At 42.3% G+C, this 12,417-nt stretch carries 12 protein-coding genes; 5 read left to right on the top strand and 7 right to left on the bottom strand.

Annotated features, from left to right (window positions below; translation table 11 throughout):
* Window positions 1-126: 126 nt before the first annotated feature.
* From ssb to BGP78_RS08050, 3 genes are read right to left on the bottom strand one after another with little or no spacing between them, the layout of a single operon-like run.
* Window positions 127-807 (bottom strand): single-stranded DNA-binding protein, encoded by a 681-nt coding sequence (gene ssb / locus BGP78_RS08060; RefSeq protein WP_119860923.1) that lies wholly within the window; start codon window positions 805-807, stop codon window positions 127-129.
* 17 nt (window positions 808-824) lie between these two features.
* Window positions 825-2,192, bottom strand: coding sequence for an MFS transporter (locus tag BGP78_RS08055; RefSeq protein WP_119860922.1), 1,368 nt, complete (start codon window positions 2,190-2,192; stop codon window positions 825-827).
* A 52-nt stretch (window positions 2,193-2,244) separates the two neighbouring features.
* Window positions 2,245-2,985 (bottom strand): ABC transporter substrate-binding protein, encoded by a 741-nt coding sequence (locus tag BGP78_RS08050; RefSeq protein ID WP_259386236.1) that lies wholly within the window; start codon window positions 2,983-2,985, stop codon window positions 2,245-2,247.
* Between the two features lie 158 nt (window positions 2,986-3,143).
* Here BGP78_RS08050 and uvrA point away from each other — a divergent pair, with 158 nt between their 5' ends.
* Together uvrA and BGP78_RS08040 are read left to right on the top strand one after the other, a co-directional pair.
* Entirely contained in the window at window positions 3,144-5,963 is a 2,820-nt protein-coding gene (gene uvrA, locus BGP78_RS08045; protein WP_119860920.1) for an excinuclease ABC subunit UvrA, read from the top strand.
* Window positions 5,964-6,003: 40 nt separating this feature from the next.
* Window positions 6,004-7,086 carry a hypothetical protein gene (locus tag BGP78_RS08040; RefSeq protein ID WP_119860919.1) on the top strand — a complete coding sequence of 361 codons (1,083 nt, stop codon included), beginning with the start codon at window positions 6,004-6,006 and terminating at the stop codon, window positions 7,084-7,086.
* A 27-nt stretch (window positions 7,087-7,113) separates the two neighbouring features.
* Here the strand turns inward: BGP78_RS08040 and BGP78_RS08035 are convergent, their stop codons facing one another.
* Complete coding sequence (locus BGP78_RS08035) at window positions 7,114-7,500, bottom strand: thioesterase family protein (protein WP_119860918.1); 387 nt, start codon at window positions 7,498-7,500, stop codon at window positions 7,114-7,116.
* Between the two features lie 29 nt (window positions 7,501-7,529).
* Here BGP78_RS08035 and BGP78_RS08030 point away from each other — a divergent pair, with 29 nt between their 5' ends.
* On the top strand, window positions 7,530-8,234 hold the full coding sequence (locus tag BGP78_RS08030) for a 2OG-Fe(II) oxygenase (RefSeq protein ID WP_119860917.1): 705 nt from the start codon (window positions 7,530-7,532) through the stop codon (window positions 8,232-8,234).
* A gap of 22 nt (window positions 8,235-8,256) precedes the next feature.
* On the opposite strand, the gene BGP78_RS08025 is transcribed toward BGP78_RS08030, so the two are convergent.
* Entirely contained in the window at window positions 8,257-8,625 is a 369-nt protein-coding gene (locus BGP78_RS08025) for a YacL family protein (protein WP_119860916.1), read from the bottom strand.
* Between the two features lie 106 nt (window positions 8,626-8,731).
* Here BGP78_RS08025 and BGP78_RS08020 point away from each other — a divergent pair, with 106 nt between their 5' ends.
* The gene (locus tag BGP78_RS08020) at window positions 8,732-9,643 is read left to right on the top strand and encodes an AEC family transporter (RefSeq protein WP_119860915.1); all 912 of its coding nucleotides are present in this window, start codon (window positions 8,732-8,734) and stop codon (window positions 9,641-9,643) included.
* Here the strand turns inward: BGP78_RS08020 and BGP78_RS08015 are convergent.
* Window positions 9,623-9,862 carry a hypothetical protein gene (locus tag BGP78_RS08015; protein ID WP_119860914.1) on the bottom strand — a complete coding sequence of 80 codons (240 nt, stop codon included), beginning with the start codon at window positions 9,860-9,862 and terminating at the stop codon, window positions 9,623-9,625. The genes BGP78_RS08020 and BGP78_RS08015 overlap by 21 nt on opposite strands.
* A 188-nt stretch (window positions 9,863-10,050) precedes the next feature.
* Here BGP78_RS08015 and BGP78_RS08010 point away from each other — a divergent pair, with 188 nt between their 5' ends.
* Window positions 10,051-11,370 (top strand): short-chain fatty acid transporter, encoded by a 1,320-nt coding sequence (locus BGP78_RS08010; protein ID WP_119860913.1) that lies wholly within the window; start codon window positions 10,051-10,053, stop codon window positions 11,368-11,370.
* A 32-nt stretch (window positions 11,371-11,402) separates the two neighbouring features.
* Here the strand turns inward: BGP78_RS08010 and BGP78_RS08005 are convergent, their stop codons facing one another.
* Entirely contained in the window at window positions 11,403-12,416 is a 1,014-nt protein-coding gene (locus BGP78_RS08005) for a site-2 protease family protein (protein WP_119860912.1), read from the bottom strand.
* Window position 12,417 lies beyond the last annotated feature (1 nt).

Genomic DNA, 12,417 nt, shown 5'->3' with positions numbered 1-12,417 from the left:
GGAAGGCTAGAAAGTCCATAGTTCCTTATTTCATTACTTAAAAAGGTAAAAATAAAAAACCCACTAATAGCAGTGGGTTTAAGTAATTTTTGATACCTAACTTTACAACTATTAATTACCTATGTGCTAGAACGGAATATCATCATCAAAATCGATAGGCGGTTCCATTGGGTTTGATGCGCCACCAGTAGGTGCTGGCTTCGGTGCAAAACCACCTTGTTGCTGCGGAGCACTTTGCTGAGGCTGCGCTGGGGCAGCTTGCTGAGGTGCAAACCCACCTTGTTGAGGACTTGCAGGCTGTGGGGCATTTTGGTTTTGAGGCGCAAACCCACCTTGCTGCTGTCCACCTTGATATTGACCGCCACCTTGCTGAGGCGCTTGGTTATATTGCGCTTGTGGTTGTGAATAACCACCTTGCTGCTGTCCACCTTGATATTGACCGCCGCCTTGCTGATCGCCACGACCACCTAACATCTGCATTTGACCAGTAAAACCATCCACAACGATTTCTGTTGTATATTTGTCTTGGCCACTTTGATCGGTCCACTTACGTGTTTGCAATTTACCTTCTACGTAAATTTGCGAACCTTTACGACAGTATTCACCGACTATTTCAGCTAACTTGCCAAAAAATACCACACGATGCCATTCTGTCTTATCGATCATTTGGCCCGTGTTTTTGTCTTTATAACTATCAGAAGTTGCTAAAGTAATATTTGCGACGCCATTGCCGTTCGGCATATAACGTACTTCAGGATCTTGGCCTAAATTACCAACCAAAATAACTTTATTTACACCACGTGCCATGGCACCTTCTCCTCACTCTATTGCAAGCCAAGCACTTGCTTAGCCTGATTTAAATCAAAAATTTTGTCATCAATTTTAAGGTAACTGCGACTTTCTTCTCGCACCACTGTTGCCTCAATCACACCCGGTAACATCACTAACTTATCCGCTATGTCAGCCGCTTTTTCAACGTCAGATAAAGGCACTGATAAACTAATTATTTTACTCTTTGGCGGGATCTGCATGTTCCATGCTATTACCAACCATATTACCCCAATACAGGCTACCGCAGCAAATACTCCCTGCGGTTCTCCAAACTCAGCAATATAACCGCCTAACAAACCGCCAAGGAATGCCCCAAAAAACTGGCCAGATGAGAATACCCCCATTGCTGACCCTTTTTGGTTTGCCGGCGCAAGCCTTGCAACCAACGCAGGCATCGTCGCTTCTAGAAAATTAAACGCAACAAAATAAAGTAACATACACAGCGCGATAGCCATAATAGAATCAACGGCAATTACTAAGCTGATAGAACTGACTATTAATAATACAATGCTGGCTAAAAAGGCGGCTTTTTCTTTGCCTTTTTTAATCGCTACCATCATCAGCGGTGCCATAAAAACAAATGCCAGTAATAGCACTGGAATATATAACTGCCAGTGTTCAGCAGCAATAAGTCCACCGGTAATAAGCTGACCCGGTAGCACCACAAACAATGTCGTTAGTGTCAGGTGCAAGAACATCACGCCAATATCTAGTCGTACTAATTGTGGATCTTTTACCAAGCGTCGAATATCACTAAATGTGGCCATTGTGTCGCCTTTTGGTGCACGTTGTATGGCGCTGGGTACCACAAAAACAATAATCAATATGCCTAATAACGCCAGCATGGCTGTTAACCAAAATACACCCGCAATGCCAAATGATGCCGCAACCATAGGGCCCAATAACATGGCGATCGCGAAGCTGAGCCCAATACACATACCAATAACGGCCATGACTTTAGGCCGTTGCTCATCACGACTCAAATCCGATGCTAATGCAAGCAAAGCACTGGCTATTGCCCCCATACCTTGTAATGCGCGACCTACCGTTACCCAATAAATTGATTCAGCGGTCGCCGCAACAACCGACCCTAAAGCAAATACAATCAAACCTGCAATAATAATAGGCTTTCTGCCAAACTTATCTGATAGCCAGCCCATTGGGATTTGCAATAACGCTTGTGTGAGCCCGTATGCACCAATTGCCAAGCCTATCCACATAGGAGACACGTCCGCGAGTGACTGCCCATAAATAGCCAAAACAGGCATCAGCATGAACAAGCCAAGCATACGAAATGCAAAGACACTTGCCAGCGACACTGCGGCACGTTTTTCTAAAGGATTTAAAGAGTGATTGGACATATTTCTCGTTTTTGTCAGCCAGCTTTAACGCGCGACAGTCTAACAAAAAAACTCAGTCTAACTTATACTTTTTTAAGATTTGGGTTAATTTTCCGGAGTTTTTAATCGCAGCAAAGGCTTCTTTTAATTTATGGTACTGCGCTTTACTAATAGTTCGCTTACTAAACGCATAATATACGGGCTCTTCATTGACTACTAAAGGACTAAGTGTGATCGACATAAAGTCAGGATTATTTTGAGTCTGATATAAAATATTGTACTTTTCTTCTAAAAACCCTGAGATCCGGCCATGCCGTAATAGATTCAACTTAAGCTGATTATCTGGCACGTAAATAAAATGACTATCTACGTCTTGCTCTTGAACCATACGCTTTTCAAACGCTTCACCATAATAGGCATCTCGCTGAATCGCGACAGGTGATGATAACGTAAACAAAGCTTCAATATTGGGTACCTCAAAGATTCTGGCTGTATTCATTGCAAATACAATGGTCTCCATACGCTGAGGACCAATAAAATACGCATAATGCATCCGCTGTGCTGTTTTTGAAACACTCAACATCATGTCAATTTCGCCGATTTCTAGCATTTTAAGTGCACGCCCCCAAGGCACACTGACAAAGCGATAATTACATTGAACTTCATCCAACAAAGCTTTTGCAAAATCTACATCTAGCCCATGCCAATTAAGCGCTTTATCTAATTTAGATTGTGCACCATAATCTTCAAAACGTACGACATATTCACAATTAGAGTCAGCGGCCACAACGTAACCAGAAGCGAACGCTAACACGCTGATACAACACCACTGAGCAATATTCAAAACAACGACTCGAAAATTGATCCTATTGAATAGTTTAGTTCGTTTAGCAAAGATACGTTAATATTACGCAAATTATGCGATACTGTTTCGCTATCATCATCGCCATTAAACTTTGTAGTTAGGTCAGCATGGATAAAATAGAAGTCAGAGGCGCTCGCACGCACAATTTAAAAGATATATCGCTTACCATACCGCGCGATAAACTTATCGTGATCACTGGCCTTTCAGGCTCTGGAAAATCATCTTTAGCATTCGACACTTTATATGCTGAAGGTCAACGTCGTTATGTTGAATCACTCTCAGCCTATGCCAGACAGTTTTTGTCACTCATGGAAAAGCCCGATGTTGATCATATCGAGGGCTTGTCTCCTGCAATTTCTATCGAGCAAAAATCAACATCGCACAATCCGCGTTCTACCGTAGGTACCATTACTGAGATTTATGATTATCTTAGGCTATTATTTGCCCGAGTAGGTGAACCTCGATGCCCAACACATGACTTACCTTTGGCCGCTCAAACTGTCAGTCAAATGGTTGATACAGCGCTTGAATATCCTGAAGGCAGTAAAATGATGTTACTTGCTCCGGTCGTTAAAGACAGAAAAGGCGAGCATGTTAAACTTTTAGAACAATTAGCAAGTCAAGGGTACATTCGAGCGAGAATTGATGGTGAAGTATGCGATTTATCTGATCCTCCCACACTAGAACTACAGAAAAAACACACCATAGAAGTCGTTGTTGATCGTTTTAAAATTAAAGATGGTTTACAACAACGTTTAGCTGAATCATTTGAAACAGCACTTGAACTATCTGGTGGCATTGCTGTGGTCGCCAGTATGGATGATGCAGACTTCCAAGAGGTTATTTTCTCAGCTAACTTCGCTTGTCCCACGTGCGGCTACGCGATGATGGAGCTAGAGCCACGCTTATTCTCATTCAATAATCCAGCAGGCGCTTGTCAAAGCTGTGATGGGTTAGGTGTTCGTCAGTATTTTGACCCACAGCGAGTAGTACAAAATAAAGAACTAAGCCTCAGCGGCGGCGCAATCAAAGGGTGGGATAAACGCAGCTTTTACTATTTTCAAATGCTGCAATCTGTTGCAGAGCATTATAACTTTGACTTAGATGTCCCGTTTGGTGAACTTAGCCAAGAAGCGCAAACCATTGTGCTTGAAGGGTCAGGGCAAACCAAGATATCCTTCAATTATAGAAATGATCGTGGCGATCTCATAACCAGAAATCATGAATTTGAGGGCGTGTTAAACAACATGAACCGCCGCTATCGTGAAACTGAGTCAAGTTCAGTAAGAGAAGAGTTGGCAAAGTACCAAACTAATCAAGCTTGTCCGAGTTGTAATGGTTCTCGTCTTCGCGAAGAAGCTCGCAATGTATTTATTGGTCAAACAACGCTACCGATGATCACCAATATGAGTATTGGCGAATCTATGAACTTTTTTCAATCGGTAGAGCTCACAGGTCAACGCGCTAAAATTGCTGAAAAGATCTTAAAAGAGATCCGCGATCGTCTTTCTTTCTTAATAAATGTTGGTCTAAATTACCTATCACTTGATCGCAGCGCTGATACGCTATCTGGCGGTGAAGCACAACGCATACGCCTTGCAAGCCAAATCGGTGCAGGCTTAGTGGGCGTTATGTATGTACTAGATGAACCATCTATTGGACTGCACCAACGAGATAACGATCGTTTACTGAGTACACTCACGCATTTACGCGATTTAGGTAACACCGTGATTGTAGTAGAGCACGATGAAGATGCGATCAGAGCCGCAGATCATATTATTGATATCGGGCCAGGTGCCGGCGTGCATGGCGGTTATGTCATTGCACAAGGTAATCGCGATGATATTCTCAAGAACCCTGACTCAATCACAGGTCAATATTTGAGTGGCGCAAAGTGTATCGCAGTGCCAGAGAATCGACACCCAACCAATGAGAAGTGGCTGGAGTTATTCGGCGCATCAGGAAACAACCTTAAAGACGTAGATCTACAGATCCCATTTGGACTAATGACGTGTATTACTGGAGTATCTGGGTCGGGTAAATCTACTTTAATCAACGATACCTTGTTTAAGCTTGCACATACTGAGCTCAATGGTGCAACAACCGCAGAGCCTGCCGCACACAAAGCAATCAAAGGCCTTGACCATTTCGATAAAGTTATCGACATAGATCAAAGCCCTATTGGCCGTACCCCACGCTCTAACCCTGCGACCTATACCGGGATCTTTACCGCTATTCGAGAACTTTTTGCAGGCACGCAAGAAGCGCGTGCTCGCGGCTATAAAGTGGGCCGCTTCAGTTTTAACGTGAAGGGCGGACGCTGTGAAGCATGCCAAGGCGACGGAGTTATTAAAGTAGAAATGCACTTTTTACCTGATGTATACGTTCCGTGTGATGTGTGTACAGGCAAACGCTATAACCGTGAAACGCTCGAAGTGCTCTATAAAGACAAAAATATTCATGAAGTGCTAGAAATGACTGTTGAAGATGCGCATAGCTTCTTCGAAAAAATTCCAGCGATTAACCGCAAGCTACAAACATTAATGGATGTTGGTCTGTCTTACATTCGATTAGGGCAAGCTGCAACCACACTTTCAGGTGGTGAAGCGCAACGGGTAAAATTGGCGCGTGAATTATCAAAACGGGATACAGGTAAAACACTTTATATCTTAGATGAGCCAACTACAGGCTTACACTTCCATGATATTCAGCAGCTCTTGGTTGTTTTACATAGATTGCGTGACCACGGTAACACCGTAGTGGTCATTGAGCACAACCTAGATGTGATTAAAACGGCAGATTGGATTGTTGACCTTGGCCCTGAGGGCGGCGCTGGAGGCGGTCAAATATTGATTGCAGGTACTCCTGAGGAAGTCGCACAATGTGAAGCGTCTCATACAGGTAAATACTTGAAGCCTTTACTATAAGCACCTATCATTGGCGCATAATAACAATAACAAGGTCGTTATGCGCCAAATACCTCTCGTCAATACCTTCTCAATATCGTCTTTTATACGAGCTCATACTGAGCGTTTTCAAGCGTTTTGGCACAGTCTCACATTTGCACAACGTAGCTACTTTTTAGCCTGTACAACTTATATCACCTTAGCCATATCAGAGATTGACTCCACGAATGGATTTGCGTTATTCATCGTGTCTACTTTGGTGTTAGCCGGGTTAATCCATGAATTCTGGCCTAAATTCTTATACTTTTGGGACAGCTTACCAGGCAAGTCTCTGATATTTTTATTTTATGCGTTTATAGCCAACTTTGCGCTTGTGCAAGCCGCTGGCCACGTCAATGACATAACAGGAGTAAGTTCTGACCATTTTCCGTATACACATAATTTAAGTGTACTGCTTTCATTACCCACTTGGTTTATCACCACCAGCGTGGGTGCCTTGTTGTTACTGCAATTACTCATGCCACTGTATATTCTATTTTTGCTGTTAATTAAGCCATTTGGATTGGCTAAATTATGGCAATCGCCATGCTACAGGTTTCCTATTACAACAGGGATTGCTCGCTTCGCCTTAAGCTTTATGTTAACACTGAATATGGCATTATTTTTAAGTAGTTCTGGGTTAGCTCACGGCGTAAATCTCATCGTAAGTGACCTAGTCAATACGGTATCAAACAAACACATCGCAATTAATATAGATGAACCCTCAGATTCAACGCTCGTTACAATTACAGAAGAACAAGAAGCCCCCAAAATCAACACTTCCTCAATCGAAATAGATGATATAAATTCGCAAGAGACCGTAGACGACGTCCTTTCTACCATTAAAGACAATACAGCACGCTCAGAGCGCTTTTTCCAGTGGCGGCAGCAAGTGCTTGCTAACTTTATTTATGATCAAGAAGCCGACAGCAAATCTCGATGTCAGCTCACACCTGACAGTCGAGTTGTTGAGCTTAATGATTATGAAATACTGGAAATTATGAAACACACTAATACCCAAGGTTCAATCAGTTATACCTTCACGGTAAAACCGTGTATATCTCCGGCAATTGGCCATCAGTTTAAGGTGACATCAACTAAATGATGGCACCTCTATCGTATGGCTGAAAATTTATAACAGTGCGGATAAAGCGTCGCGCTCATCTGTACTTAGGGCCTGCGCTGACTTACGTGCAAAATCGTAACGCACCATAACCGTTTTACCTTGCGCACAGCATTCGTCATGTTGCCAAGCTTGCTGTAAAATGACAAAAGAGCTAGTCCCAATCTTCTCAATATGCGTTTTAATCTCCACTGGTTGGCCGTAAAATAACTCACCTTTGAACGTGACTTCAATTTTGGCAACAATCAGCTTCCATGCATGTGGGTTTAAGTCTGGGGTAAATATTTTAAAAATTGGCACTCGTGCGGCTTCAAACCAAACGGGGAGTACGGTATTGTTGATATGTCCTAAAACGTCGGTTTCACTAAACCGAGGCATTAATACTTCTGACAGCATAATAATTCCAATAACATGTAGGTACAGTCATGACTGATTTTATTCGCGTTTATGAAAACGCGCTAAGTACTGAGTTTTGTGATCAATTTATCACTACATTTGAGCAGAGCCCACACTTACAACAAGGGACCACATCAGGTGGTGTCGACCTTAGCAAAAAAGTAAGCCAAGATCTGTACTTAAATTCACACCCTGAATATGCCGAACATTTACAACATATTCAACAAGTCACAGCACAACACGTATTCCAATACATTGAAGAGCATTTTTTTATGTTGATTGGTGCATTTGGTTTAAAGGTATATCATCCAAATACAGGCCAACCCGTTGATTTAACCGTTGATAACTTTGATGAAGTTGGCAAACCGCAAATACACCTGCTTACCCAACAGCTATTCCGCTTAGGTTCCATTCAGGCACAAAAATATGAGGTTAATAAAGGAGGTTATCCGTACTGGCATAGTGAAGTTTACCCCCAGCTTGGGCATAACGAAGCATTACATCGTGTTCTGTTGTTTATGTTTTACTTGAATGATGTGCAAGACGGTGGCGAAACTGAGTTTGTATATCAAAACAAAAAAATCGCGCCTAAAAAAGGCACAATGGTGATAGCACCAGGTTACTTCACGCATACACACCGTGGCAACAAACCCGTTTCTAACGATAAGTATATTTTAACTTCTTGGGTGCTATTTAATCGAGCGGAACAAATTTATGGACAACCCACATCGTAATATGTGGGTTATGACTTTTAGGCTAACGACCAGTAATAAATTGCTGCCATGCGGTCAATAGATCAACAAAATCTTCAAAGCCACATCCCGCAACTAGACCATGATCATCCAGCGCTAGCGCATCATCTGCGTACTGGCTAATATCATCACCCTCTTGAAATAACGCATGCGCTTCAAATAACGCTTCCTCTGTATTTAACGTAAAGCGTATTTCACTGCCTAATCGAACCCAAGCAGCTTGGCCTTTTGTCATTGCTGCACATCGCGCCAATAAATCAGCTACTTCACTGTTATCAAGCTCTTCATTTAACCAACGCGCAATAAGTGCTTGCTCATCGCTAATCTTGACTTTAAACCCCGTAATGGGGTCGCGGATAAATTGATACTCCAAAATTCAACCTTATTTACCTATTAACCCTGTTATTATACTGTGCAAGTGCTTGTTCTGTACAACTAGAGCGCGGATAATAGTGTTTTCATTTTCACCTAGATTGTTTATGCAACCGTTAAGTATTTTGTTTCCATTGGTCTTTGTTGCCCTTATCGGGTTTATATGTGCAAAGTTAAAACTGCTATCAACTGAACATTTTAACGGGCTTCGTCACTTTTTTTTCAACATCGCTATTCCAACTTATTTATTTATCAGTATGTATCAAGCTGATTTAAGCCAAGTGCTTTCTGCTAACGTCATGCTCAGTTTTTATGGTCCTGTATTTCTCATTTATGTTCTATGTGTTGTGTTATTTAAAATACTAAAAAATATGACACTCTCAGACTCGGCTGTATTGGCACTCGGTTGCACGTACTCCAATACTGTTCTCGTTGGTTTGCCTATTATTATCACAAGTTTAGGGGCCCAATATGGTGCGCTAGTATTTATTATTATCACATTCCATAGCGCCTTGTTATTCGCACTCACCTTTGCCTGCTCCACTAAACAAGAGCGTCGCTTTATTGATTTAATTAAGCCGTTATTTGTTAATCCTATTGTACTTAGTATCAGTGCCGGTTTATTGGCTAATTCGCTCAGTATCCCAATGCCAGACCCACTACAGTCCGCACTGTCATTACTTGCCCAACCCGCTATAGCTGGCGCATTATTTGTACTAGGTGGCAGCCTTGTTAACTACGCCATAAAACAAGCTTGGCAACAAGCTCTCGTGCTGAGCATGACTAAGCTCGTCGTTTTACCTTGTGGTGTATATGCATTAGCAAGATGGGGATTTGAATTAGATATAAAAATAGTCGCAGTTGTCACGCTTATGAGTGCGTCACCTTTGGGGGTTAATGCTTATTTAGTTGCTCGCCAACTAGGCACACAGCAAGCAGTGATGGCAAGCAGTGTTGCGCTTTCAACACTGCTTAGTGTTTTTACACTCAGTGTATGGCTAACGGCGCTCATACCCTGAATAATCTCTATATTTAGCCGCATCAATAATTGCCCAAATATAAACAATTGGTAACATTACCCAACCGATAAGGATCCACGTTAACGCACCCGAAATAACCCAAAAAACAAAAAATAGAATAGCCGAAAAAATACGCCCTTGTACTAATTGTCCTAAACCTGGGAAGAAAATATTACATATTGCGGCGATCACATTGCCGCCTGAACCTTGTCCTGCCATGGCAACCTCTTATAAATAAAAATAATAACCTATCTCTGATAATACAGCTTTCGTGCCAATATAATTTTATATAATAATCAGAAACTTAGAAAGTAAAAAACTTAACTCAATCTTATGAATTAGTGTATTACACTAACTTTTGGTTAAAAAGTTAGTTAAGATAAAACAAAAAACTAGGATGTTCTGCCATGTTTTACCGACTCACTCGTCCCTTGACCAATTTGGTTGAGCGCTACTTACCCGATCCATATGTGTTTGTATTACTCCTCACGCTTATCGTACTCATTTTAGCCAGTACCGTCACGCCTTTTACACCGATAGATGCCATCAATGCCTGGGGTAAAGGACTGTGGACATTGCTCACATTCGCCATGCAAATGCTGCTGGTGCTACTTTCAGGATATATGTTAGCAAGCACTCCAGTATGTATTCGTGCCCTTGATAAACTGGCTCAAAAAGCTAAAACCCCCACGGTTGCAATCATTCTCATCACCGTAATATATATGTTAGCAAGCTGGATAAACTGGGGGTTTGGGCTGGTAGTTGGTGCACTGTTTGCCAAGGCTCTTGCAAAACACATTAATGTAGATTATCGGGTGTTAGTTGCTAGCGCATACTCTGGATTCATCGTATGGCATGGCGGGTTATCTGGCTCAGTACCTTTAACAATCGCTACAGCTGGGCACTTCTCTGTGGCGGATATTGGCGTGGTTGAAACAGCGCATACACTATTTGCACCGTTTAATATCATATTGTTGATCGCTATGCTGATCATCATGCCCATTTTAAATGCTTGCTTACTGCCACCGTCAGAGAAGCAAGTCATTATAGATAAACATAAATTAGCAGATACAAACCCCGATACCACCTCACCAACAACACACATGACACCTGCACAAAAGCTTGAACATAACCCTTGGCTTGGCAGCACAGTTGGTCTGCTCGGCTGCACGTATTTAGCGTACTACTTCTTTATTGAAAATAATGACCTTAATTTAAATAGCGTCATTGGCATATTTTTATTCTTAGCGATTCTATTGCATAAAACTCCCGCAAACTTATTAAACAGTTTACAAAACGCGATGCCCGGCGGTGCAGGGATCGTTATTCAATTTCCATTTTACGCTGGTATCATGGCGGTCATGGTCGACTCAGGCTTAGCACAACAAATTTCACGTGCCTTTGTCGCGATCAGCACCGCTGATACATTGCCCTTTTGGAGCTTTATGAGTGCGGGGCTAGTCAATATTTTCATTCCCTCCGGCGGCGGACAATGGGCAATTCAAGCCCCGATCGTATTACCTGCAGCAGAAATGTTGGGCGCTGAGATCCCGCGTGTTGCCATGGCAGTTGCTTGGGGTGATGCATGGACTAATTTGATTCAACCATTTTGGGCATTGCCAGTGTTGGCAATCGCCGGGTTGAAGGCGAGAGATATTATGGGTTTTTGCTTGTTACAACTGCTTGTTTCTGGTGTGGTCATTGCCGCCATACTGACATGGGTATGACGGCTACATATTTGTATGCTAAAGAAGCTTAATTAGCTTGATAGAATCTTCATTGGCAGACTCAGAATGGCACTTTCTGAGTCTGCAAAATGCATCATAACGGCAACGTGCCCAGCCACCACAACCACATACATAACCGCCGAAAATACCTGCCCATAGCGATCTAGCGGCACTAAATGAGATTGATGACGACCACGCCATTCAAACATAATTTCAAGTGTGCCTATGAATAAGAAAAAGACCAGTAACATTAATCCAAAGGTATAGCTGACCCATAAACCAAATAATACGCCACCTAAACAAACCAATAACCCAACCCAAGAACGCATTGAAAAGCTGATACTTTTTAGAACATGTCCACCATCTAATGGTAACATTGGCAATAAATTAAACAAATTCAGTAAAGCGCTGAGTACTGCTACGCCAGCAAAAATCTCCATTTCAGTGGCGTAATACAACACCACCCCGAGTACCGAAGTGATAAGGCCAAATGCGGGGCCCATTAACGAAATCACCACATCTTGCCAACGAGTCGTGATTTTGTCGTCACTGACCGCCAAGCCACCTACAAATGGGATCAAATAAATGCCTTTGGTTTTTATTTTAAAGTATTGCATAGCACGAACATGACCATATTCATGGATCACCAAGCACACGATCAACATAATGGCGAACTGCCATGAAAATAACCATGCGTAACCTGCTACTGATGCACCCGCCAATGCAGCTTTAACCACCTTTGCACTTTTAAATAATTTAAACCCTAACGCAGCTAACCCCATAAAGCTAAAGCCGCTCTTTTTTTCAGGAGCCGGCAGTTCAATCCACTGCCATGCTTGGCCATTAATCGCAATGGCAATTTGGCCTTCAAATAACTTCTCTGTATTAAACTGAAACTGGTGCCCATGTGCGTCGGCATGGTAAATATTGTTACCACCGTCTTCCAGCGCAAGTGCTTGCTTATCACAAAATACTTGTACTATTTGTTCTGCTGACGCATGAACCACAAATTGGAGATCAGCAAGGGTAAATTCAACTTTTGTCATA

It is taken from the genome of Pseudoalteromonas sp. MSK9-3, from assembly GCF_003590335.1.
Taxonomy (GTDB): Bacteria; Pseudomonadota; Gammaproteobacteria; order Enterobacterales; family Alteromonadaceae; genus Pseudoalteromonas.
The sequence above is the reverse complement of the archived record's forward strand: the minus strand, read 5'-3'. Positions and strand labels throughout refer to the sequence as shown.

Bases quoted from the DNA above. Each gene is read 5' to 3' on its own strand.
- BGP78_RS08020 (WP_119860915.1), top strand. From the start codon at position 8,732: ATGCAACCGTTAAGTATTTTGTTTCCATTGGTCTTTGTTGCCCTTATC.
- BGP78_RS08005 (WP_119860912.1), bottom strand. From the start codon at position 12,416: ATGACAAAAGTTGAATTTACCCTTGCTGATCTCCAATTTGTGGTTCAT.
- ssb (WP_119860923.1), bottom strand. From the start codon at position 807: ATGGCACGTGGTGTAAATAAAGTTATTTTGGTTGGTAATTTAGGCCAA.
- BGP78_RS08015 (WP_119860914.1), bottom strand. From the start codon at position 9,862: ATGGCAGGACAAGGTTCAGGCGGCAATGTGATCGCCGCAATATGTAAT.
- BGP78_RS08035 (WP_119860918.1), bottom strand. From the start codon at position 7,500: ATGCTGTCAGAAGTATTAATGCCTCGGTTTAGTGAAACCGACGTTTTA.
- uvrA (WP_119860920.1), top strand. From the start codon at position 3,144: ATGGATAAAATAGAAGTCAGAGGCGCTCGCACGCACAATTTAAAAGAT.
- BGP78_RS08010 (WP_119860913.1), top strand. From the start codon at position 10,051: ATGTTTTACCGACTCACTCGTCCCTTGACCAATTTGGTTGAGCGCTAC.
- BGP78_RS08055 (WP_119860922.1), bottom strand. From the start codon at position 2,192: ATGTCCAATCACTCTTTAAATCCTTTAGAAAAACGTGCCGCAGTGTCG.
- BGP78_RS08030 (WP_119860917.1), top strand. From the start codon at position 7,530: ATGACTGATTTTATTCGCGTTTATGAAAACGCGCTAAGTACTGAGTTT.
- BGP78_RS08040 (WP_119860919.1), top strand. From the start codon at position 6,004: ATGCGCCAAATACCTCTCGTCAATACCTTCTCAATATCGTCTTTTATA.